This window comes from Pseudovibrio sp. W74 (assembly GCF_001623085.1).
Lineage (GTDB): Bacteria > Pseudomonadota > Alphaproteobacteria > Rhizobiales > Stappiaceae > Pseudovibrio.
In genome coordinates this window covers 5,314-28,722 of the sequence record NZ_LMCJ01000028.1, presented here as the reverse complement: position 1 = coordinate 28,722, position 23,409 = coordinate 5,314, and the positions used below count along the sequence as shown (strand labels likewise).

Annotated in this window: 19 protein-coding genes; 10 read left to right on the top strand and 9 right to left on the bottom strand. The window is 52.0% G+C overall.

What is annotated here, in order from left to right; all coding sequences use genetic code 11:
- Positions 1-327 precede the first annotated feature (327 nt).
- Positions 328-1,059, bottom strand: coding sequence for a DUF2971 domain-containing protein (locus tag PsW74_RS18840; protein WP_063288141.1), 732 nt, complete (start codon positions 1,057-1,059; stop codon positions 328-330).
- A gap of 383 nt (positions 1,060-1,442) precedes the next feature.
- Between PsW74_RS18840 and PsW74_RS18835 the strand changes: the two genes are divergently transcribed.
- Positions 1,443-3,029, top strand: coding sequence for a SulP family inorganic anion transporter (locus PsW74_RS18835; protein WP_057462768.1), 1,587 nt, complete (start codon positions 1,443-1,445; stop codon positions 3,027-3,029).
- A 76-nt stretch (positions 3,030-3,105) separates the two neighbouring features.
- Here PsW74_RS18835 and PsW74_RS18830 read toward each other — a convergent pair whose 3' ends face one another.
- On the bottom strand, positions 3,106-4,113 hold the full coding sequence (locus tag PsW74_RS18830; RefSeq protein ID WP_063288140.1) for an EF-hand domain-containing protein: 1,008 nt from the start codon (positions 4,111-4,113) through the stop codon (positions 3,106-3,108).
- A 274-nt stretch (positions 4,114-4,387) separates the two neighbouring features.
- Here PsW74_RS18830 and PsW74_RS18825 point away from each other — a divergent pair, with 274 nt between their 5' ends.
- The 3 genes from PsW74_RS18825 to PsW74_RS18815 all read left to right on the top strand — a co-directional run bounded on the left by PsW74_RS18825 (position 4,388) and on the right by PsW74_RS18815 (position 7,420).
- The gene (locus PsW74_RS18825) at positions 4,388-5,116 is read left to right on the top strand and encodes a response regulator (RefSeq protein ID WP_063288139.1); all 729 of its coding nucleotides are present in this window, start codon (positions 4,388-4,390) and stop codon (positions 5,114-5,116) included.
- Positions 5,113-6,561 (top strand): ATP-binding protein, encoded by a 1,449-nt coding sequence (locus tag PsW74_RS18820; RefSeq protein ID WP_063288138.1) that lies wholly within the window; start codon positions 5,113-5,115, stop codon positions 6,559-6,561. Before PsW74_RS18825 ends, PsW74_RS18820 begins: the two co-directional genes overlap by 4 nt.
- A 196-nt stretch (positions 6,562-6,757) precedes the next feature.
- A complete protein-coding gene (locus PsW74_RS18815) occupies positions 6,758-7,420 on the top strand; it encodes a DUF1906 domain-containing protein (RefSeq protein ID WP_063288285.1) in 663 nt (220 codons plus the stop codon).
- Between the two features lie 126 nt (positions 7,421-7,546).
- On the opposite strand, the gene PsW74_RS18810 is transcribed toward PsW74_RS18815, so the two are convergent.
- Positions 7,547-9,730, bottom strand: coding sequence for a malate synthase G (locus PsW74_RS18810; RefSeq protein ID WP_063288137.1), 2,184 nt, complete (start codon positions 9,728-9,730; stop codon positions 7,547-7,549).
- Between the two features lie 382 nt (positions 9,731-10,112).
- On the opposite strand from PsW74_RS18810, the gene PsW74_RS18805 reads away from it, so the two are divergent.
- Both PsW74_RS18805 and PsW74_RS18800 read left to right on the top strand, forming a co-directional pair.
- Positions 10,113-11,003 (top strand): DMT family transporter, encoded by an 891-nt coding sequence (locus PsW74_RS18805; protein ID WP_063288136.1) that lies wholly within the window; start codon positions 10,113-10,115, stop codon positions 11,001-11,003.
- A gap of 224 nt (positions 11,004-11,227) precedes the next feature.
- Complete coding sequence (locus PsW74_RS18800) at positions 11,228-12,091, top strand: hypothetical protein (RefSeq protein ID WP_063288135.1); 864 nt, start codon at positions 11,228-11,230, stop codon at positions 12,089-12,091.
- Between the two features lie 8 nt (positions 12,092-12,099).
- Here PsW74_RS18800 and PsW74_RS18795 read toward each other — a convergent pair whose 3' ends face one another.
- Positions 12,100-13,566, bottom strand: coding sequence for an ATP-binding protein (locus tag PsW74_RS18795; protein WP_057462776.1), 1,467 nt, complete (start codon positions 13,564-13,566; stop codon positions 12,100-12,102).
- Positions 13,567-14,028: 462 nt separating this feature from the next.
- On the opposite strand from PsW74_RS18795, the gene PsW74_RS18785 reads away from it, so the two are divergent.
- Positions 14,029-14,673: a hemolysin III family protein gene (locus PsW74_RS18785; RefSeq protein ID WP_057462778.1), complete on the top strand. Its 645-nt coding sequence runs from the start codon at positions 14,029-14,031 to the stop codon at positions 14,671-14,673.
- A 58-nt stretch (positions 14,674-14,731) separates the two neighbouring features.
- Here the strand turns inward: PsW74_RS18785 and PsW74_RS18780 are convergent, their stop codons facing one another.
- Positions 14,732-15,046, bottom strand: a complete 315-nt coding sequence (locus PsW74_RS18780; protein ID WP_063288133.1) for a hypothetical protein — start codon at positions 15,044-15,046, stop codon at positions 14,732-14,734.
- Between the two features lie 196 nt (positions 15,047-15,242).
- Here PsW74_RS18780 and PsW74_RS18775 point away from each other — a divergent pair, with 196 nt between their 5' ends.
- The gene (locus tag PsW74_RS18775; RefSeq protein WP_063288132.1) at positions 15,243-16,310 is read left to right on the top strand and encodes a dipeptidase; all 1,068 of its coding nucleotides are present in this window, start codon (positions 15,243-15,245) and stop codon (positions 16,308-16,310) included.
- Positions 16,311-16,352: 42 nt separating this feature from the next.
- Positions 16,353-16,982 (top strand): LysE family translocator, encoded by a 630-nt coding sequence (locus PsW74_RS18770; protein ID WP_063288131.1) that lies wholly within the window; start codon positions 16,353-16,355, stop codon positions 16,980-16,982.
- Between the two features lie 103 nt (positions 16,983-17,085).
- Here the strand turns inward: PsW74_RS18770 and PsW74_RS18765 are convergent, their stop codons facing one another.
- From PsW74_RS18765 to PsW74_RS18750, 4 genes are all read right to left on the bottom strand, one after another.
- Positions 17,086-18,696: an ABC transporter ATP-binding protein gene (locus PsW74_RS18765; RefSeq protein WP_063288130.1), complete on the bottom strand. Its 1,611-nt coding sequence runs from the start codon at positions 18,694-18,696 to the stop codon at positions 17,086-17,088.
- A 9-nt stretch (positions 18,697-18,705) separates the two neighbouring features.
- A complete protein-coding gene (locus tag PsW74_RS18760; RefSeq protein ID WP_057462784.1) occupies positions 18,706-19,833 on the bottom strand; it encodes an ABC transporter permease subunit in 1,128 nt (375 codons plus the stop codon).
- 12 nt (positions 19,834-19,845) lie between these two features.
- Positions 19,846-20,769 (bottom strand): oligopeptide ABC transporter permease OppB, encoded by a 924-nt coding sequence (oppB, locus tag PsW74_RS18755; RefSeq protein ID WP_057462785.1) that lies wholly within the window; start codon positions 20,767-20,769, stop codon positions 19,846-19,848.
- A 105-nt stretch (positions 20,770-20,874) separates the two neighbouring features.
- Positions 20,875-22,461: a peptide ABC transporter substrate-binding protein gene (locus PsW74_RS18750; protein WP_063288129.1), complete on the bottom strand. Its 1,587-nt coding sequence runs from the start codon at positions 22,459-22,461 to the stop codon at positions 20,875-20,877.
- Positions 22,462-22,846: 385 nt separating this feature from the next.
- Here PsW74_RS18750 and PsW74_RS29870 point away from each other — a divergent pair.
- The coding region (locus PsW74_RS29870; RefSeq protein ID WP_244277876.1) for an ATP-binding cassette domain-containing protein at positions 22,847-23,409 on the top strand (563 nt) is incomplete at its 3' end.

The following is a 23,409-nucleotide window of genomic DNA, read 5'->3' as shown; positions in this document are numbered from 1 at the left end:
AGCCCAACCCAGCCTACGACAAACTGACGGTCGCTCCGCCAGCAGCCCGTTACGTAGGCATGGGATTAGTATGGGCATGATTTGAGGCTGGGGGGATAAGTTTTTTGATTGAGTTGGTGGCATCTGCTCGGCTTTTTCTTCTAAAATCGAGAAGGTGGTGCCTTTGGCTCTGGGTACCGGATCTCCACTCCGTTCCGTCCGGCATGACGGCGGTGGTCCAAGCGAACCTGACAGCTCATCCTCAGCCGTCTTCCCGCACTTGATGCGGGATCCAGCGAATGCAGGCGAAACAGCTTCGATACTAATGCTTTGGCAAAGCTCTATCGCTCATGCGTTTTCCAACTTTGCCTGCCCTCCTCTTGAGAACCCAAGTCGATTGGTGCAAATCTTAAATGATTGAAATGCCGCCCGTGTTTTAAGGAATTCAACTTGATGCGGATATTTTTGGAGCCACTCTTCCAGCTGTTCCTTTGTAACTTCCGAGAACGCGCCAACGTAGATTTCTTTAAGTGCTCCAACATCTTTAAATGGATAAAAGGAAGGCGGATTTTCCGCCTCATTTTCGGTTAAACCAACAGGTAGCCGCATTTCCTGCTCATAGGACCAATCTCTAAATTTGGTTTCAAGCAAGATATTGAGAAAATTATTAATTTTTGTTTGTGGCTGATTAGGTCGATTAGGAAGGTCATCTTTCTCTAAGGCAATACGTTCATTGATGTATTCTATTTCGCTTAAATTTCTCAATGTCTCTTGTTTCGCTTCAAAGCCAAGACATACACCACGGTTACTATCTCCATAGTGGCCCCACATGACAGGGTTTTGCCATGACCTGCTAAAACAGATGATGCCTTGTTTTCTACTTTGCTCTTTTCTTACCCATTCGAAGAGTTTTCTCATTTCACAATTCGATAGGTTGTGGCTGCGAAACTCAAAGATATCATTGAGGGCGTTTAGACGGGAAACTTTCAGGTGTTGATTTTCTAAATTGTCTTTGAGGAAGTCAATTTTCCGACCATTAGAATCATAACCTTCGACCGACATATAGTAATAAATCATCATGGTTTGAGCCTTTGAAAGGACTTGCAATACGTAGTTAGCATATATGTAAATTGCTTTGGCCGCATCCGAGCTTTCTTAGTCTATGAAAGCTATGAAGCCTTATGTTTCCAATCTCTGATGCATTGCCAAGATCATCCACCAGGCATCCCTCCCCGCACCCCGTGCATGGCTATTATGCGTTGGGGGGATGGTGTTTTTGACGATATTCCCGTATAAGCGCGTCAAAAGGGAGACAAAAACCGCTCAAATTTTAGCGGTGTCCTGGCTGAATAGCTCTTGTCCTTGAGCAGGAAACCTCTTGGTTTCACACGGACTTCACAGTGCGTGCCTAGGATTTGCCCACTACTTTAAAACAGTACCAAGAATCCCATTGGAGGTGCTACTTGCATTCGTCCTCGAAGGCGCACGCGCCCGAAAAGACTGGCTTTACAGCCAATACTATTAAGGTTGAGCTCCTCTCCGGGCTTACCGTTGCTCTTGCTCTGGTTCCAGAAGCTGTTGCATTCGCATTTGTTGCTCAGGTTGAACCGCTTGTAGGTCTGTACGCGGCCTTCATCGTCGGCATTATTACTGCTGTTTTCGGTGGTCGTCCGGGCATGATCTCTGGTGCAACCGGCGCGCTTGCCGTTGTTATGGTCTCACTCGTGGTGACCTACGGCGTGGAATACCTGTTTGCGACCGTTGTGCTGATGGGCATCCTTCAGCTGATCTTCGGCGTTATGCGCTGGGGTAAGTTCATCCGCATGGTGCCGCATCCAGTTATGCTTGGGTTTGTGAACGGCCTTGCGATCGTGATCTTTCTTGCGCAGATGGGCCAGTTCCAGACCGTTGATGAAGTGACTGGCACAGCAAGCTGGCTTGCAGGCATGGACCTGACGTTGATGCTTGGTCTTGTTGCATTGACCATGGCTGTAATCTGGTATCTGCCAAAGCTGACCAACGCTATTCCTGCTCCACTGGCAGCTATTGTTGTTGTTTCTGTGATCGTGATTGGCCTTGGGCTTAACGTTCAGACCGTTGGTGATCTGGCTCCGATTTCTGGTGGCCTGCCTGAATTCCACATCCCGATGGTTCCGCTGAACCTTGAGACGCTACAGATCATCCTGCCATACTCCATTATTCTTGCTGCAATCGGCCTGATTGAAAGCCTTTTGACGCTGAACCTTGTTTCTGAAATGACAGATACACGCGGTGGCGCCTCCAAAGAGTGTCTTGCTCAGGGTGCTGCAAACGTTGTGACTGGCTTCTTCGGCGGCATGGGTGGTTGTGCGATGATTGGTCAGTCCATGATCAATGTGAAATCCGGTGGCCGGACACGCCTTGCAGGTATTGCTGCTGCGCTGTTTTTGCTCAGCTTCATTCTGTTTGCGTCTTCACTGATTGAACAGATTCCGCTGGCAGCGCTGGTTGGTGTGATGTTCATGGTGGTGATTGGTACCTTTGCGTGGAACACCTTCAAGATCCTGCACAAGATTCCACGAACTGATGCGATTGTTATTGCGCTGGTGACTGGTGTGACTGTGTATTCTGACCTTGCTGTTGCTGTTGTGGTTGGCGTGATTGTTTCTGCGCTTGCTTATGCATGGAACGCATCCAAGCGTATTGATGCACACACAACAACCAACTCTGAAGGCCAGAAGATCTACAAGCTGGAAGGCCCGCTGTTCTTCGGTTCTGCTGCTGGTTTCCAGGAGATCTTTGATCCTCAGTCTGACCCGGATGACGTGATTGTTGACTTCATCAATTCCCGCGTGGTGGACCATTCCGGTTTGCAGGCAATTGATGCATTGGCAACGCGCTATGAGCAGGTTGGCAAGACCTTGCATCTGCGTCACTTATCTCCGGATTGTAAAGACCTGCTGCACAAAGCTGGCAGCATGGTTGAGGTCGCCGTTCTGGAAGATCCGCATTACGGCATTGCAGTCGATTATGATGCAGAGATGCAAGAGACCAAGCCAGCCACAAGCTGATGCAGGTTTCCTAAGCTGATACAGAAAAGGCGGAGCACGATGGCTCCGCCTTTTTTATTCGCTCAAGCGGGTTGGTTTATCCGCGCTGGCCTTGTCCCTTGCCGTAACCATGACCGTGGCCACCTTTGCGGTCCTTCTGGCCTTTGCGCCAGTCTTTCTTCATCTTCGTGAAGTCTGCGGAGGTGATGACACCATCGTTATTACGGTCCATGCGTTTCATCATCTGAGCAGTTGGAGCAAAGAACTCTTCCTGTGTGACTTTCAGGTCGCCGTTAGCATCCAGACGCTGGAAGGAACGAACGTACATCGGCTCTTTGAATTCAGCTGCGATGGTTCTGAAACCAGCCAGATCAACCGGGCCATTTGCGAAGAGCTGGTCAGCGAGTTTGCTCAGTTCATCCTTGGAGATCTGGCCGTTCTTGTCCAGATCAACCTTGGCGAACATTGCGCCCATCATTTCGCCGCGCATGCCTTTGCCGCCATGCTTGCCAAAGCCCATCATGCCCTGATCGCGTGGACTATCATCCCAGCCACCTTTGCCTTGTTTGCCGCCTAGCTTACCGTCGCGGGGGCCTTTCTGCCAGCCGTCCTTGCCTTGTTTGCCATCACGTGGGCCATCGCCCCAGCTGCCTTTGCCGCCCTTGCCGTCCTGCATCTTGGCCATACGGTCGCCCATGCGCTTTTTCATCTTGTCCATGCGCGCAGTCATGCGTTCTGCCTGATCAAGGAACTCTTCGCGGGTCACCTGACCGTCGCCGTTGCTGTCAAAGCGCTGGAAGATGCGGACTGAACGGTCCTTGCTGCGCTCGGATGAACGATCTGCTGCAAAGACTTTCCATTCTTCCAGAGTGATTGCGCCGTCACCAGCTGTGTCTGCTTTTGCAAAGTCTGCTTTGCGTTTTGCTTCAATCTCAGCAGTGGTGACTGAGCCGTCCTTGTTTGCGTCAAAATTTGTAAAAAACTGGGAAGACATCTTCTTACCAAAGCTTCCGCCAAAACCTGGAGCAGCCATGGCAGGAGACAGAGCGGTACCAGCAATCAATGCAGCTACAGAGCCAGCCATAATCGTTTTGAAATTCATCATGTCGTGTTCTCCTAAAAATCAAAGCCTAAAACGAGGGGAAGGTTTGTGTGAGTGTGCTTCGATAAACAGAAGGTAGGCGCGAACTGTCGCAAAACTACACCAGAAAACACGCTGTTTTGTCACAGTATTTGCCAGAATATCGGGTTGGGACAGTTTGATACATTTTTGGGTCCTGAGAACCTTTCGCAGGCCCCGGGAATACGGCATAAGTTAGGCATCGCATACTATATGGTCTTTCACAGGTAATGGGAGACGAGACTCACAGCGAGGATGCATGTCTCAGAGTACAGCACATATTCTTATCGTCGATGATCATCGGGATATCCGGGAAAGCCTTGCCCGGTATCTGACGAAGAATAATATGCGTACGACCGTGGCAGAAAGTGCAGCTGCTGCACGTAAGTCTCTGAGAAACTCCTCCATTGATCTTGTAGTGCTGGACATCATGATGCCGGGTGAAGACGGTTTGTCACTCTGCCGGCATCTGGTGGAGACCAATCAGGCCCCTGTGATCCTGCTGACAGCGATGGCTGAAGATACAGACCGCGTTGTGGGCCTAGAGATTGGTGCAGATGATTATGTGACCAAGCCCTTCAATCCGCGTGAGCTGCTGGCTCGCATCCGCGCTGTGCTGCGCCGTGCCACCAGTGTTCCGCGGGAACGTGACCCTATCGATACAGAAAAACTGGCGTTTAACGGCTGGGTTCTGGATACAGCACGGCGTGAACTGATTGATCCGGAAGATGTGAGCGTGCCTCTGTCCTCCGGTGAGTTTCAGTTGCTGCTGGCGTTTTTGAAGCGGCCCCGTGTGGTGCTGTCACGCGAGCAACTGCTAGATCTGACCTCTGGTCGGTCACTGGGAGTGTTTGACCGGTCTATCGACAATCAGGTTTCCCGCTTGCGCCGGAAAATCGAGATTGATCCCAAAAATCCGGAGTTGATCAAAACTGTCTGGGGGGGCGGTTACACCTTTACCGGTGAAGTCAAAGAAGTCACCCAATGAAATTTCTCAGATACCTGATCCCCCGCCGTCTTGCTCCCCAGCTCATCTTGCTGCTGCTGGCTGCGCTTATCTTTTCGCAGGTCGTCAGTTTTGTTCTGCTTGGACGAGAGCGTCAGGTGGCGCTTGCCAATCTTGCCCGCGACAATGCCTTGTGGCGTACTGCCAATGTGGTGAAGCTGCTGGAAGCCACGCCGCCGCGCTTGCAGAAGCAGGTTCTGCGTACGGTCTCGAACACACGCACGCGCTTTTCGATTGGAGACACTCCGGTCGTCGCCGAAACGGGTGGTGATGAAAGCATGGAAGCTCGGCTTGCCGACTACCTGAAGCGCAAGCTGGATCATGACCGACAGGCCCGTGTTGCCGTTATCTACAATGAGCGTTTTCAAGAAGAGAAGTGGCGTGAGCGATCCTCTCCGCCTCCAGAAGGACGTGACCGGTCTTCTCATGGTTCCATGCAGGCGATGCATGACCGCCGCGATGATTATTTTAAAAAATACCGCTGGTTTTCTCTCAAGGGCGTCCAGCTCTTTGCTGCCATTGAGCTGAAGAACGGCCAGTGGCTGAACATCGAGAGCAACTTCCGGCTTCCGAAGCCCTCGTTTGTACCGATATTGCTGCCGATCATCATTATGGCCTTGCTGACCATTTTGATCATCTGGGTCTCTGTGTACCGCCTGACAAAGCCGCTTCGAACACTGGAAGCAGCTGCCAATGATCTTGGCCGTGGTGCCGATGTGAAGCCGCTGAAAGAAGCAGGTCCTGCTGAAGTGCAGGCTGTGACGCGCTCGTTCAACCAGATGCAGGAGCGATTGACGCGGTTTATCTCTGACCGTACCCGTATGCTGGCGGCGATCAGCCATGATTTGCGTACCCCGATCACCTCGCTACGTATTCGTGCCGAGTTTATTGATGATGATGAAGACCGGGAACGCATGATCGCCACGCTGGATGAAATGCAGGCCATGGTGGAGGAGACGCTGGCCTTTACCCGTGAAGATTCCAAGCAGGAAGAGCTGCGTTCTGTCGACCTTGGCGGTTTGCTGGAGAGCATCGCCAATGATCAGGAGGACATGGGCAACCATGTGAACGTAGAGGCTCACGACCGTGTTGTGCTGAAGTGTCGTCCGATGTCTCTTAAACGTGCTTTCCAGAACCTGATTGGCAATGCAATCCGTTATGGCGAGCAGGCTGAGGTTTCGTTCCGAGTTGACGAGGCTCATGCGGAAGTTCGTATTGCAGACAAGGGGCCAGGCATCCCGCAGAACCGCCTTGAAGATGTGTTTGAGCCGTTTGTACGTCTGGAAGAATCCAGAAATGAAGAAACAGGTGGCATCGGTTTGGGCCTTGCGATCACACGCAGCATCATTCATGCGCAAGGCGGTACAATCCGCCTTGAGAATAGCGAGGAAAACGGCCTTGTCGCAATTGTGAGACTGCCGCTTTAAGGCGGCTTATCACCAAGCCTTTTTTCTGGGCCTGTACTTGCCCTTTGGGTTGCCTTTGCCGTTTTCTGTCGACAAACCGTTCCAGCTTTTTTCGAAAAATGTTTTAAGGATTGCCTTACCTTAACACCACCTGATGCCTCACGGTGAGTGTCGTGCGCTCGTCATGGCTCTGCATAACAACAAAAAGCAGAGAACAATGACAAAGCAACAAGCCATAAAGACGGAACCTGGGGTAGACGGAGCGGCTTCAGCAGAAGTACTCGCCAGCAGTTTGGCTAAGAAGGGGTACAAAGCCATCGGCCGTTACTATTCCAAATCGGACTGGAAACGCCTGACACAAACAGAAGCACAACAGCTTATTGCTGCCGGACTGACCGTTTTTACCGTTTACGAAGATGCGAACAATTCAGCTGCACAATTTAGTAGTGAAACGGGAACTGCCCAGGCGCAAGAAGCAATGCGGCAGGCCCAAACCGTGATCCGCCAGCCCAAGGGGACAGCTATCTATTTTGCGGTAGATTATGATGCTTCAGAACAAGACCACGACCAGCATATCCGCCCCTATTTTGAAGCGATCAATCAAGCATTTTCAGAAGCTGGCTCACCCTACAAAGTCGGGGTCTATGCCAATGGCCTGATCAATCAGAAACTTTTAGACGACAAGCTGGTGGACTTTACGTGGCTGAGCCAATCAACCGGGTTTAGAAACTATCAGGAATTTAAGGATTCCAACAAATGGAACATCCTACAAGGCCCGCCAGTTCGTATCTCAGGAACTGACTTCGACAGTGATACAATGAACCTGTCCCAAGGCAGCTTCGGAGGTTTCACACACCTCGTGCCGCAGGCCGACACCTGAGCTTCACTCTGGGTTTAGAGCATGGTGCGCTTATCTACATTCACGCACCATGCTCTAAATCTCTATTTGCAGGCGTATTCCCGAAAACCGGAGCTACTTTTCGGGAATACACTCAAACTATGTGTTTTAAGCAGAAACGCCGAATTTGGCTTTTGCTTCCAAACGGCGTTGGTGCAGCACTGGTTCGGTGTAACCGCTTGGCTGGACGCGGCCCTTGAACACCAGATCGCAAGCGGCCTGGAAGGCGACGGAGTTATCGAAGTCCGGTGCCATGTTGTGGTAGGCTGGATCGCCCGCGTTCTGCTCATCCACCACAGCGGCCATCCGCTTCATAATCTCCATCACCTGTTCTTTTGAGCAGACATTGTGATGCAGCCAGTTGGCGATGTGCTGAGAAGAGATGCGGCAGGTGGCGCGGTCTTCCATCAAAGCCACATTATGGATGTCCAGCACCTTGGAACAACCTGTGCCGTGCTCTACCCAGCGGACAACGTAACCAAGGATGCCTTGTGCGTTGTTTTCAACTTCTGACCTGATGTCTTCCGGTGTCCAGTTTGGATTGGTCGCAACCGGAATGGACAGGATGTCATCCAGCTTGGCTGGCTCGCGGCTTGCCAGTTCTTCCTGAACGGCTGGCACACAGACCTGATGGTAATGCATGGCATGCAAAGTTGCTGCGGTTGGAGATGGAACCCATGCGGTGTTGGCGCCCGCTTTTGGATGTCCAATCTTCTGCTCCAGCATGGTGTGCATGAGATCCGGCATGGCCCACATGCCTTTACCGATTTGTGCATGCTCTCTCAAGCCGCAGGCAAGACCGGTATCCACGTTGTGGCTCTCATAAGCGTTGATCCAAGCTGCTTGCTTCATATCCGCCTTGCGGATCATCGGGCCAGCTTCCATGGAGGTATGGATTTCATCACCAGTGCGATCAAGGAAGCCGGTGTTGATGAAGCAGACACGGGCTTTGGCTGCACGAATGCATTCTTTGAGGTTGACCGTGGTACGGCGTTCTTCATCCATAATGCCCATTTTCAGGGTATTGCGCGGCAATTCCAGAACATCTTCAACGCGGCCAAACAGCTCGTTTGCGAAGGTGACTTCTTCCGGGCCATGCATCTTTGGTTTCACGATATAGACCGAACCAGACACAGAGTTCATGTTGCGGGCTGTTGCGCCTGTGCGCAGGCCAATGTCATGCACTGCGCAAAGGGCTGTTACCATGGCGTCCATGATGCCTTCAAAGACCTCATTGCCATCCTCATCAAGGATTGCCGGATTGGTCATCAGGTGTCCGACGTTGCGCACCAACATCAGGGAGCGCCCTTTCAGAGCCAGTGCATCGCCCTGCGCATCTGTATAGTGGCGGTCTGCATTCAAAGTACGGGTGAAGGTTTTTCCGCCCTTGGCGACTTCTTCCTTCAGATCGCCGTTCATCAAGCCCAGCCAGTTGCGGTAGGCCAGCGCTTTGTCTTCCCCATCCACGGCAGCAACAGAGTCTTCGCAGTCCATGATGGTGGAGATGGCAGATTCCAAAATGATGTCGCTGATACCAGCTTTGTCTGCAGCGCCAATCGGACTGGTGCTGTCAAACAGGACATCAAAGTGCAGGCCGTTTTTCTGCAGCAGGATAGAGGTTGGCGCGTCTTTATCGCCCGCATAGCCAACAAACCCGAGAGGATCCTGAAGGCCAGCCATCTCTTCGTTTTCAAGGGTCAGCGCCAGAGAGCCGCCCATAATGGCAAATTCTTTGACATCAGCCCAACTGCCTTCATCCAGTGGCAGAGCTTCATCCAGTTTTTCGCGTGCGTAGGCGATCACTTCTGCGCCGCGCTTCTCATCGTATCCGCCGGCTTGTGGGGTGGTCCCCATTGCATCGGTACCGTAGAGCGCGTCATACAGGGAGCCCCAGCGCGCATTGGCAGCATTGAGGGCGTAGCGCGCATTCATGACTGGTACAACGAGCTGAGGGCCAGCGATCTCTGCGATTTCCGGGTCTACGTTGTCTGTCTCAACTTCAAAGCTGTCCCCTTCTGGCAGGAGGTAGCCAAGCTCTTTGAGGAATGCCTTGTAGCTCTCAAGATCAATGGTGCCGGGATTGGCTTTATGCCAGTCGTCGATCTTGGTCTGGATGTCTTCACGGATTTGAAGCAGCTCGCGGTTCTTCGGTGTCAGATCCTTGATGATCTGCGAAAAGCCCTCCCAGAACTGTTCGGATGACACTCCGGTTCCCGGAAGCGCTTCGTTTTCGATGAAGTTATGGAGCTCCGGTGAAACCTGTAGTGATGCAACACTTACTCTTTGCGACATGGGTCCCCCTCGTATTGTCATTTTTTAGCAGGATATGCCGTCACTTCCTGCCGCTGAGTTTTTCAGATCAAACCCTTGCAAATTCAATCTCAAGTTTCAATGCATCAATTCGTTTCCGGCTCTTTCAAAACACAGGTGATTGAACAACAGGTGTTGGTCCTGCGATCTAATGCTTTGATTTTGGGTGGGTTTGTCTGCACTTCACAATTACATGCCGGGCAAAAGGGCATACTTGACGAAACCTCTACAGCCCTTGCGGAAATTCACCTTGCATTTGATAGGGGGACGGTGAAGGGTGACAGCTCCTTTTCAGCGGTGCCTCCTGCCCGCTCACCGACGGACTTTTTACATGCCTTTTCTCACCCCGCTGTACAGCAGGCCAATGCTGCTTCTGGTGTTGACCACACTCATGTGGAGCGGCAACGCCGTGGCGAGCCAGCTGGCTGTGGGGCATGTTTCGCCTATGGTGATCGTGTTCTTGCGGTGGGGGATTGTGGCTGCGCTCATGAGCCTGATTGCCTGGCGGGATCTTGTCGCCTCCTGGGCGGACATCCGCCCTCACCTGATCAGCATCGCTTTGATGGCCGCGTTCGGATTCTCCGGCTTCAATGGCCTGTTCTATCTGGCAGCTCATAACACCACGGCGGTGAACATGGGCATCTTGCAGGGCTCCATTCCGATGATCGTGGTGATTGGGGCTTACTTTCTATTTGGCGCACGGGTGACGCTTATCCAGTTCATCGGCATTTTGCTGACGTTGCTTGGGGTTTTTGTTGTGGCCAGTCAAGGCAGCATTCAGGTTCTGCTCAACTTGCACATCAACCCGGGTGATGCGCTGATGCTTGTTGCTGCGGTGTTTTACGCAGGCTACACGCTGGCTTTGAGAAACCGACCCAAGGTCCCTGCACTCGCCTTTTTTGCGGTGATGGCCTTTGTGGCGTCGCTGGTGTCACTGCCGATGCTGGCCGTTGAATACAGTCAGGAAACGTTGGTCTGGCCTTCTCTGCAGGGCTGGCTGGTTATTTTATACATCTCTCTTTGCCCATCGTTCCTTGCCCAAATTTTTTACATGCGCGGGGTGGAACTGATTGGTCCTAACCGGGCTGGTGTCTTTGTTAATCTGGTTCCGGTGTTTGCATCGGTGATGGCAATTGTGCTGCTTGGGGAAGTGTTTGCGTTTTATCACGGCGCTGCTTTGGCGCTGGTGCTGGGTGGCATCTGGATTGCAGAGAAATTTGCCTGGGAGAAGCGGGCCAACAAGGCGAAAGCCTGATCCTTTTGCAACAGACAGGTGCATTACTCACAGACTTCAAAGTCTACCATTTCAGTAGACTTTGTTTTTGTGCTAAGTAACGCGAAAGTGTTGTTGTGTCGTGTTCAGCCAACTGTCAGCCAAACATGCGCGCCTCGTAACTATAAGTTTCAGCGTATCCATTTCGGAAATTCAATTCCACTTTCCGGATATGCGCAGTCGTAGATCCAGAGGTTTTGCAGGCAGTGTCCACCGGTCTATCACCCTCAGATATTCCCACTTTCGAAACAGCGGGCATCCCCGCACGTTTTGCAGGCCTCATTAAGGCTGCTCTATCTGAAGGTGGTGAGCTGGTTGCTGCGCGGGCAATCACCGCTCCTGCACCGCACGTGGTGGCTGCAGAGCTGCGGGAGTTTTCCGGTTTTGACAGCAACTTCGGTCTGGTTGCAAAGCGCATGATCGACTACATCAAGGAAGATCGCGGTGCACCAACGACAAAGATTGCCGCAAGCCTTGCCCTGAAGACAATCTGCCAGATCCTGCTCAACCGGATTTCAGTCAGTTACCTGTTGAGTGGCCGCGCACCCCGCATTGATGAACTACGGTTTGTTCTGCATGGCAAGGGCCCCTGGGTGGAGATATTCTTTGACCCTCGCCTTTCGGAAGAGGATTTCGAGCTTAATCCGGATCAGGGTCCTGCGGAGCTGTTTGCGCTATCCATTTGCTTTGAGGAAATCATTCAGGTCTTCCACCGGGAGCTTGGGCGGCGGAAAGTAGCGCCTTCGGTGTTTTATTCCACCGTGGCTGTTTCCATCATATCGCCGTTTCTTGTCTTGCGCCGTCATGGTGCAAAACCATCAGATGTGGCGAGCCTGATTCGTGCCTATCTTGCGAGCCTTGGGAAGAAGATCAATGGCGGGATTGTCTGGCGTCAGCGTCAGCAGGAGGGGCTGACGGAGTATGCTCCGCGGCGCAAAGCGTGCTGCCTGAAGTATGTCTTGCCGTCTAAACCGCATTTGTGCTCCACCTGCTCGCGAAGCACCGAGACAACCTTCTTTGATGAAGTGGATGGGCCTGCGGGCGGCCATTCCTTGCCGGATGGCCGCTGACCCACGGCTTATTTGGTTGCGGTTTGCTTGCCGATATCCGGCAGGGTCACGATGCGGTTTCCACGCAAATCACTGGCACAGATGATGAAGCCCTGCTCTTCCATATGAGTGAGCAGCCAGCGCGCTCTGCCCGGTGAGCGGGTGCCATACGCTTTCGCGATGTCCAGATCTGCCGGGCACGGCTCATCTGCAAAGGCAGCTTTGGCCAGCAGAAGATAGACGCCGCGCATTTCTTCTGGCAGCTGTCCAGCAATCACTTCTGCTTGCTGCCAATCGCCTTCTTCGACTTCTTTTTTATCGACACCAGCACGGGCCACGGAAAGAAACTTACGGAACTTGGCAAGATCCTGAGACTTCAACCGATCAATGCGGCAGCGGACCTGAAAATCCTGATAGAGCTGTGAGACCGGTGCGAAGGCAGCTTCAGGGTCTTCAAGGATCTTGGCAATGATCTCCTGATACTGCTGGTTCTTCTCTTCCAGATTGAAGAGGTCCTCCGGCTCGGCTTCAACAACTTCCTTATGCTGTGCCTGCATGTTGCTGGCGGCTGTTTGTGACAGCTGTAGCATAACGTCTTTTGCAGAAGGCGCGGCCACACGGTTGTTATGTAACACCGGATCATTGTCCGTTGCTGTGAAGATCAGTTCAGCAGCTGTTTCAACTGGCTGGTTTGGCATTGGCATCAGCTTTGGCGAGCCGCCTCGACTGCCCGTGACAACTTCACCAATCACCACCTTTTGTGGTCGGCGGGTCATTGCCGGGCCGAGGGAGATGAACTGTCCGCGCTCAAGGTTACGGAACTGTTCTGCCTGACGCCGGTCCATGCCGAGCAAGTCGGAGGCGCGGGCCATGTCAATATCGAGGAAGGTACGGCCCATCAGGAAGTTGGAGGCTTCCGCAGCCACGTTCTTGGCAAGCTTTGCCAGACGCTGGGTTGCGATGATGCCTGCCAGACCACGCTTACGACCACGACACATGAGGTTGGTCATGGCCATCAGGGAAAGGCGGCGGGCTTCTTCGCCGTAGTCACCAGAGGCGGAAGGCGCAAACAGCTGGGCTTCATCCACGACAACCAGAACCGGATACCAGTACTGGCGGTCGGAATCGAACAGGCCGTTCAGGAAGGCAGCAGCGGCTTTGAGCTGCTTGTCCGGTTCCAGATGCTCCAGGTTGAGAATGACGGAAATGCGGTGCTGGCGCACGCGAGCGGCGATCATGGTGAGTTCGCGATCATTCATGGTCGCCTCAATCACCACATGCCCAAACTCATCTGCCAGCGAGACAAAGTCGCCTTCCGGGTCAATCACCACCTGTTGCACCCATGGCGCGCTTTGCTCCATCAGGCGGCGTAGCAGGTGCGATTTGCCCGAGCCGGAGTTTCCCTGCACGAGTAGTCGCGTTGCAAGCAATTCTTCAAGATCGACAACAGAGGAGGTGCCATTAGGTTTGACACCCATTTCGATGCTGACCGTCATTCAAAATCTCTTGTTGCGCCTCGCAAGAGGCAGGTGATTAACCGGGTATCGGCAATAAACGTTTTTTAAAGTGCGCTGCGGTTCGCTTCTCAGATTTCGACGCTGGCAAGAACCAACGCTTACAAACCCGAAAATGGCATCGACTGCTGCTTGGGAAGTCAGCGCAAAATCTCCGATTCTAGGGAAAATTGCAAAGAAGCTGTTTCGCTTTCGCGTTCTTTCCCACAGAGCCCAAAGGGTCTTTCAAATCAGAGCAGCTTCTTTTGGGAAGCCGAGAGAGGCAATGCCACATCTGGGCGAGACTGGCAATTGGATATGCCCGATTTCCAAGGGCATGACCTTCAGAATTGAGAATTGCCCAGTAAATGACCAGATTGCAACTTAGTTACAGTTGAGTTTACGAGCTTGGACCTGCATTATGGAAGAGGGTATATATTGGATTAATTGGGGGATTGTCCGCGGATGAGGGAAGAAACCTACGCAGAACGAGTGGTTGACGGCGTCATCCACGTTGTGGGCATTGCGTTTGGAGCTGCTGCGACAACAGCCTTTGTTATGGTCTTGTGGGCAGCGGATGATTACGCCCGGCAAATCAGCATCTACATATATGCGGGTACGCTGTTGGCCATGCTTGTCTGCTCTGCGACCTACAATATTTTGCAGAAGGATAACAAAATTGGCATCCTGCGCCGTCTGGACCATTCCGCAATCTATTTCCTTATTGCCGGTACCTACACTCCCCTATGCCTGATGGTCCTTGGCGGGTGGCTTGGGATTTCCATGCTCGTTGGGATCTGGATTTGTGCGGTGGCGGGTGCGGCCATCAAGATCTTGCACATTACTTCCATGGATAAGCTGGCTGTGCCTATTTATCTGGCGATGGGCTGGGTGAGCTTCTTTGCAATCGTTCCTATTTACAATGAGCTATCCCTGGCAGGCTTCACGCTGCTTGCCACCGGCGGTGGCCTCTATACGGTTGGCACCCTGTTTTACATCTGGAAGAACCTGCCATTCCAAAACGCAATCTGGCACGGTTTTGTGTTGTCAGCAGCGGCCTGTCATTTCGCGATGATCATGGTAGATGTGGCCTTGCCCGGCTTGGCCTGACCCACTCGCTCAAGACCGAGGATGGGGACAGCAGTCCCCTTCCCCAAATCGCCTGGTATCAGACACTGCCCTCAGTCTCAACGACCAGCACACGCGCCTCACCTTGGGGCTGTGCTATATGTTCAGTGCCGATTGAAGCATAGAAAATGTCGCCTGTGTTCAATAGAGCGGAGAGTTCCTCGCCGTTTTGGCGATATTTCATCTCCACGCATCCAGACAGTACGACAAACACTTCCTCCCCCTCATTCACGTGCCACTTGTAGGGCTGATCCGTCCAATGCAGCCGTGTGGTAATGCCATTCATGTTAGCAATCTGTTGTGCGCCCCAGGCTTTGTCTGCCGTAAAGTCAGAGCTTCTGATCACTGTCGCCATTGCGCTGTTCCCTCATAAAACCATCCAGAAATATCCGCTGATCCTATTGATTTTAAGGGTTTAATATTTAACAGTGTAGTTTCAAATTCCGCCAATGTGACCTAGCTTTGTGCCAGTGGCCTTGGGCTTTGCGTAGATCCCTTTTGCTTTTCACATTTGGTTTTTCTCATAGCATTTTTTATTTTCGGAGTTCTTCATGACAGATACTGCCTCCAACCTGGTTCCGGTTTTTGACGGCCATAACGATACGCTGCTCTCGTTGGAGCGTCGGTCGAATACTCCCAAGGAACGCAGTTTCTTTGAGGAGGCTGGTCACGATCACATCGATCTGCCACGCGCCCGCAAAGGCGGTTTTGCTGGTGGACTGTTTGCCATGTTTACCCCTTCTGTGCGAGCCAAACCGAAGGAAGGTAAAGAGGTTGACTTCAAAAGCCCTGAGCATTTCAAAGGCGTGTCCCAACAGGAAGCGCTGGATTATACTCTGAAGCTTCTTGATATCGCAGAGGACCTTGAAGCCAAGGGGAATGGCGAGGTGAAGATCTGCCGTTCGACTGCTGCAATCAAGGAGGCAATGGCGGCTGAGCAACTGGCGATGATGCTGCATGTTGAAGGCGCCGAGTGCATCGACAAGGACTTTGAAGCGCTAGAGCTGCTGTATAATCGCGGTTTGCGCTCTATCGGTCCTGTTTGGAGCCGTGAGACCATCTTCGGATATGGCGTGCCGATGGAGTTTGAGCACAGCCCAGACATTGGTCCGGGTCTTACTGATGTGGGTAAAGAGCTGGTGCGCCAGTGTAATCACCGTAAGATTCAACTGGACGTGTCTCACTTGAATGAGAAAGGCTTTTGGGATCTGGCCAAGATCACCGACAAACCGATCGTGGCGAGCCATTCCAACGTGTTCAAGATCTGTCCGATGAGCCGGAACCTGACAGATAAGCAACTTGATGCGATTGCTGAATCTAAAGGACTGGTGGGTATCAACTTTGCGGTCTTCTTCCTGCGTCCTGATGGTCAGCTGAACTCTGACATGCCTTTAGACGTGATCTTGCGCCATGCGGACTATCTGATCAACAAACTGGGTGAAGATGGAGTTGCGCTTGGGTCAGACTACGACGGCTGTCTGGTTGCCAACGACATCAAGGATGTGGCTGGTTTGCCAAACCTGATCGAAGCCTTCCGCAAAGCAGACTTTGGTGAGGACCTGATCGCCAAGATCGCGCATAAGAACTGGATCAGCGTTTTGGAGCGAGCTGGAATTTAGGCTGGCTTCGCACCTGAAACACGGATTAAGCGGTGAGTTTCAATGGATATATATTACTGGGTAATCTTTTTTGCGACCGTGCTTGGTGTGTCTCTCATACCGGGTCCTAGCACCTTGATCGCATTCACACACGGCGCGACCTATGGATGGAGCCGTTCTGCCTATACAGCGTTTGGAAACAGTACTGCATCAGTCCTGCAAGCAAGCGCTGCCTCCGCAGGCTTGGGGGTCATCATAACAAGCTCCGCACTTATGTTTGCGGCAATTAAATATGCAGGTGCAGCCTACCTTATTTATGTCGGCATTCAGATGTGGCGCAGTGCTGCTCAGCCGGTGTCGCTTGCTTCTCAAGACAGCCATCACGGCAGACAATCTCGAAAACTGTTTTCTGGAGGCTTTACAGTTGCGATCAGCAACCCTAAAGCCATCGCGTTTTTTACTGCGCTCTTCCCTCAGTTCATGTCCGTCAACGGTAACAGCTGGGCGCAATTGAGCACGATGATTGTGCTGGTTGGTTTGGGAGCATTTCTCGTTGCGATGATCTATGGATGCCTTGGTGCATGGGTGCGCGGACTGGAGCTTTCCAAAACTCTCATGTCTCGTATTTACAAAACCACAGGCGGTTTGTTTGTTGCCAGTGGGTTTGGTCTTGCTGCCTCTCGAAACGGTTAACACGTCCATCAAGTGAATGTCACCATCACGCGTTGCTGTGTTCCAAATGCAAAAACCCCGGAGCAATGCCCCGGGGTTTTTATTATCACAAAGCAATCAGTGCTTACGCTGGCTTCAAGGCAGCAGCTTCGAGCAGTTCTTTGGTGTAGTCTTCTTTCGGGTTGGAGAAGATTTCTTCTGCCAGTCCCTTTTCAACCACTTCGCCTTTCTGCATCACCATCACAGTATCGGACATGGCGCGAACCACGGCCAGATCGTGAGAGATGAAGAGATAGGTCAGGCCATGCTCTTTTTGCAGGTTGCGCAGAAGCTCAACCACCTGCTTTTGCACGGTACGGTCCAACGCGGAGGTTGGCTCATCCAGCACAACAAGCTTTGGATTGAGGATCATGGTGCGTGCAATCGCGATACGCTGACGCTGACCACCAGAGAACTCGTGTGGGTAGCGGTTGCGCATGGCTGGGTCCATGGACACTTCTTCAAGCGCCTGGATAGCCCGCAGATCACGTTCCTTGGCTGAAAGCTGAGGCTCATGCACCAACAGACCTTCGGTGATGATCTGGCCCACAGTCATACGTGGGGACAGAGACCCGAACGGATCCTGGAAGATGAGCTGCATTTCTTTACGAAGTGGCTGCATCTTCTTTTTGGCTGCACCGGTGATGTCGTTTCCGAGGTAAACAACACGGCCACCTGCTGTTGGCAGAAGCTGAAGCACAGCACGGCCCAGAGTGGATTTACCAGAACCGGACTCGCCTACGATGCCGAGTGTCTGGCCTTCACGCACTTCCATGGAAATGTCGTTTACAGCGCGCAGGACGTGATTTGGCTTGAGGAAACCAGTTTCGGTTTCAAACTCAACGCGCACGTCCTTTGCATCCAGAACAATCGGGTTGGTGTCAGGCACAACGGCTTTAGAACCGGTTGGCTCTGCATCCAGCAGCATCTTGGTGTAGTCATGCTGAGGATTACCAAAGATTTCTTTGGTGTTGCCCTCTTCAACAACTTCACCAGACTTCATCACATACACACGGTCAGAGATGCGCTCAACGATAGCCAGATCATGGGTGATAAACACAACGGCCATGCCGAGGCGTTTTTGAAGATCTGCCATCAGTTCAAGGATCTGAGCCTGAGTGGTCACGTCCAACGCAGTGGTTGGCTCATCCGCGATCAGGATATCCGGATCGTTTGCAAGCGCCATCGCGATCATGACACGCTGGCGCTGACCGCCAGACATCTCATAGGGGAACGCCTTCACTTTACGTGCCGGCTCAGGAATACCCACGAGCTCCAGAAGCTCTACAGCGCGCTTTTTAGCTGTTGCCCAGGTGTATTCCCCGTGCTCAACCATTGGCTCACAGAGCTGGCGCTCAATGGAATAGAGCGGATCCAGAGAAGTCATCGGCTCCTGGAAGATCATGGTAACTTTCGCACCACGGATCTTGTTGAGCTGACGAATGGAGGATCCAAGGATGTTCGTGCCGCGGTAACGGACTTCACCATAGGTGATGCCGTTGCCTGCCAGAAGACCCATGGCTGCCATCATGGTCTGGGATTTACCAGAGCCAGACTCGCCCACAATCGCGACAGTCTCGCCGGAGTCCACATGGATGTTCACGCCTTTTACTGCGTGAACCATGCCAGTGTTGGTTTCGAAATCAACTTTAAGAGTGTCGATCTCAAGAACAGTGTTTTCGTTAATCTTGCTCATTCTGTCCTCTTATCGATCCTTAGGGTCCAGCGCATCGCGCAGACCGTCGCCGATGAAGTTCAGCGCGAACAATGTGGAGGTGAGGAAGATTGCCGGGAACACCAGCATCCATGCAGCACCTTGAAGGTTACGCGCACCTTCGGAGATCAACACACCCCAAGAGGTCATTGGCTCCTGAACACCAAGGCCCAGGAAGGACAGGAAGCTTTCCAACAGGATCACTTTTGGTACCAGCAGGGTCATGTAGATCACAACCGGACCAAGGGTGTTTGGAATGATGTGACGCTTCAGAATACCGCCACCTTCAACACCCATAGCTTCCGCAGCCTGTACGTATTCCTGGCGTTTGATGGACAAGGTCTGACCACGCACAATACGCGCCATATCCAGCCACTCAACAGCGCCCACGGCAATAAACATCAGGACGAAGTTACGGCCAAAGAACACAACAAGCATGATCACGAAGAAGATAAATGGCAGTGAGTAGAGGATATCTACAACACGCATCATCACCAGATCGACCCTGCCACCGAAGTAACCGGAGGCAGCCCCCCAGAACACACCGATGCTGATTGCAACGAAGGTTGCCAGCAGACCGATGGTCAAGGAAACACGACCTGCAATCAGTGTACGGGTGAGCATGTCACGGCCGTTTGCATCCGTACCGAAGTAGAAGTGCATGTACTGAATGTCAGCGGTTACAGTCGCGCTCTTTTTATCTGAAGAGATGTTGCTGATTGCAGCACTCTCAAACAGATCAGAACGATCGAAGTAACGTGCATAACGCTCATCCAGTTTACGACGGGATGTTACTGTTGCAGTCACCTTGCCATCGTTCAGCTCATAGCTGTCGACGGTCATACGAGCACGCTTTGCAATTTTTGCAAAGGCTGGCTGGATCTCATCCTGCTTCGGATAAGCTTCCAGGCTCGCAGGCTGCTTCACATAATCGCGATAAACCTGATCGTATGGGTGCGGTGTCAGCATTGGCCCAACGACGGACAGCAGTGTAATCACTGCTAGCACGATCAGAGAGGTCACTGCTGCTTTGTTTGCGAGAAGACGATCACGGGCGTCATCCCACAGCGAGCGGCCCATTTTCGGGGCTTCTTTCAGCTGGTCGGAGGTAACACTCATAAATTCGAGTCCTCAGTCAAAACGCACACGAGGATCAAGCATTGCATAGAGCAGATCCACGATGAGGTTGAAGATAATGACGAAACAAGCGACGACTACGACAGTACCCATTACGAGTGTGTAGTCACGGTTCAGAGCGCCTTGTACGAAGTAGCGGCCAATACCCGGGATACCGAAGATGGTTTCGATAACAACGGAACCGGTCAGCAATGCAGCAGCTGCAGGGCCGAGGTAGGACACAACCGGCAGGATGGCACCACGCAGAGCGTGAATGACAACAACGGTGTATCCGGACAGGCCATAAGCGCGTGCTGTGCGGACGTGGTTGGAACGCAGTGCTTCAATCATTGAACCACGGGTCAAACGGGCAACAACTGCAATCTGCGGAAGAGCCAGCGTTACGACAGGCAGAACCATGTTGACAAAGGCGCCACCGCCCCAGCCCCCGACAGGGAGCCAACCAAAATGCACACCCAGTATGAGTGTCAGAATTGGTGCCACAACAAAGTTCGGGATGGTCACCCCGAGTGTCGCAACGGCCATCACAGAGTAGTCGACGCCTTTATTCTGGCGCAGCGCTGCGATAACCCCCAAAAACCCACCAACAGCCAGGGCAAGAGCCAGTGCAGAAAGACCGAGCTGCATGGAGATTGGAAGACTTTGGGCGAAAAGTTCATTGATCGAGAAATCTCGGAAGAAGAAACTTGGACCAAAATCACCGGACAATACGCTCTTGAGATAAATGAGGTACTGCTCCCAAAGAGATTTGTCCAAATTGTAGATCTTGTTCAGATTCTCCATAACCTTTGCTTCCAATGGACGTTCCAGATCGAACGGACCACCTGGCGCTACGCGCATAAGGAAGAAGGAAATCGTAATGATCAAGAACAAGGTCGGTATCGCGCTGAGCAATCTGCTCAGGACATAGCGTAACATGGGCCTTGCTTCTCCAGTTGTTTATCGTTTTTATTTACCGATAGTTCACAAAAATGCCAGCCATGAGCTATCCTGCATGACTGGCATTTTCTGTCGCGTTAAAGATTACTTGTTAATCTTGACGAAGCGGCTTGGATGCACGTCCAACAGGTTGGTTTCGAAACCGGAAACCTTATCAGAAACAAGGTTTTTGGAGCCGTAGTACATCAAAGGCAGGAATGGCAGATCACGCATGAAGATCGTTTCTGCTTTCTTCAGGATCGCTGCACGCTTTTCGAGGTCAACAGTTACAGCTGCTTCATCCATGAGCGCATCGTACTCAGGGTTTTCATAGCGAGCGTAGTTGAAGCCTGTGTTGTCGCTTTCAGTCATGAACAGGAAGTTCTGCGGGTCGGAGTAGTCACCGATCCAGCCTGCGCGAGCAACATCGAAGTCACCACGGTCACGCAGGTGTGCATAGTGGGTCTTGGTGTCAGTGTTCAACATGGACACTTCAACGCCAAGAGGCTTCCACATGTCTGCGATTGCAACAGCAGTGTTCTTGTGGTTCTCAGAGGTGTTGTAACGGATTTCAACCTTCAGAGGGTTGCTCTGGTTGTAACCTTTAGACTCAAGAATCTTCTTAGCTTCTTCCTCACGGTCGAGCAGGTCAGTTTCTGCCCAAGGAGCGTAAGCTGGTTCGCCGTAGTTGTCGATTCCAGGAGGCACGAGGGAGTAAGCAGCAACCATAGTGCCGCCCCAAATGTCTTCTGCAAGGAATTCACGGTCGATTGCCATGGACAGAGCCTGACGAATATCAGGGTCTTTCATAGCTTCAGATTCATGGTTCAGCGCGTAGTAGTAGTTGCCGAGATATGGCGCGACTTTAAACTGATTGCCCAAAGTGCCACGAATGAAGTCGATCTGCTCCAGTGGGGCATCGTTGTTAGTGTCCAGTTCGCCAGCCTGGAAGCGGCGAAGAGCTGCACCACGGTCTTCAGTCGGGTAGAACTTAACTGAATCCAGAGCAACGTTTGCTGCGTCATGGAAGTAAGGGTTCTTAACTGCGGTCACAGCATCGTTTGGTACGAAGCTGGACAGTACAAATGCGCCGTTGGTTACGATGTTGGCTGGCTTTACGAAGTCAGAACCAAACTTTTCAACGGATGCAGGGTGTACCGGAAGACCGGACTGGTGCGCCAGAAGCTGGATGAAGTAAGGAGTTGGAGCGTGCAGCTTGATTTCAAGGGTCTTGTCATCAATTGCTTTAACGCCGAGCTTCTCACCTTCCATGTCGCCTTTGTTAACGGCTTCGGAATTCAGGATAGGATAGAGAACGTTTGCGTATTTCGCACCGGTCATTGGGTTCATGATGCGGCGCAGGGAGTAAACGAAGTCACCAGCCAGAACTGGATCGCCGTTTGACCACTTTGCGTCGTCACGCATCTTGAATGTGTATGTCAGACCATCGTCAGAAACAGTCCAGCTTGCGGCCGCGCCGGGGATGATTTCACCCTTCGCGTTGTAAGCAACAAGACCCTCATAAAGATCACGCAGAATGTGAGCTTCATAAGTTGTAGATGTCTTGTGCTGGTCAAGTGTTTCTGGGTCAGCGGAATTACCACGGTTGTATACGGTTTCAGCCGTGGCAGATAGCGAAGTAGCAGCAATAAGGGCTGCAGCTAGCGCTGACATACGAATGGACTTGATCATGCAGATCTCCCCTCTCCTCAAGTTACATTCCGCCAGATTTGGAGACTGGCAGTTCGCAGCAACATTTCACTGTTGCGTTATTATAGCAAGTGTCGGAGGATCAAAATTTCCTCGTAATCGGAGATTATTTTAATCTCTTATTTACATTATGAACGATTACGGAAGCATTATTTCCAATATAGACTAAATTTGGAACAATTATTTCAAATTACGTTACTGAATCTTTTGCAATCGCGTCACTATGACGCCCGGCATTTGTGCTCCCCGTTTTTTCACAGGAGCGGCAAAAAACTTTCACCTTGGCTCATTTGTGGTAGAGCACTACCAACAAATCTACTCCTAGCGTTGAAATGCGCTGTTTTGGGAATCTGGAAAGACAAGCTTAATGGCACCACCGCTTCTTCATGTGCGAGACATACACCTTAACTTTGGAACAACACCTCTTCTGACTGGTGCAGAACTGCAAGTCGGGGAAGGCGAGCGGATCTGCTTAGTTGGTCGAAATGGGTCTGGCAAGTCGACACTGCTGAAAATCGCCGCGGGATTAACAGAGCCGGATAAGGGCGAGTATTTTTTGCAGCCGGGGCGGACGATCCGGTACTTGCCTCAGGAGCCGGATCTTTCGGGGTATGCGACGGTTCTTGCCTATGCTGAAGGTGGGCTGGCACCTGGTGATGATCAATATCGGGCCAAATACCTATTAGAAATCTTAGGCTTAACGGGTGAGGAAGATCCGGATACGCTTTCGGGCGGGGAAGCCAAGCGTGCTGCGATTGCGCGGGCTTTGGCGCCGGAGCCGGATATTTTGTTACTGGACGAACCGACCAACCATCTGGACCTTCCGGTGATTGAATGGCTGGAATCTGAGCTTAAGCAGATGAAGTCTGCCATTGTTCTGATCTCGCATGACCGTCGTTTTTTAGAGAACCTGTCCCGCGTAACCTACTG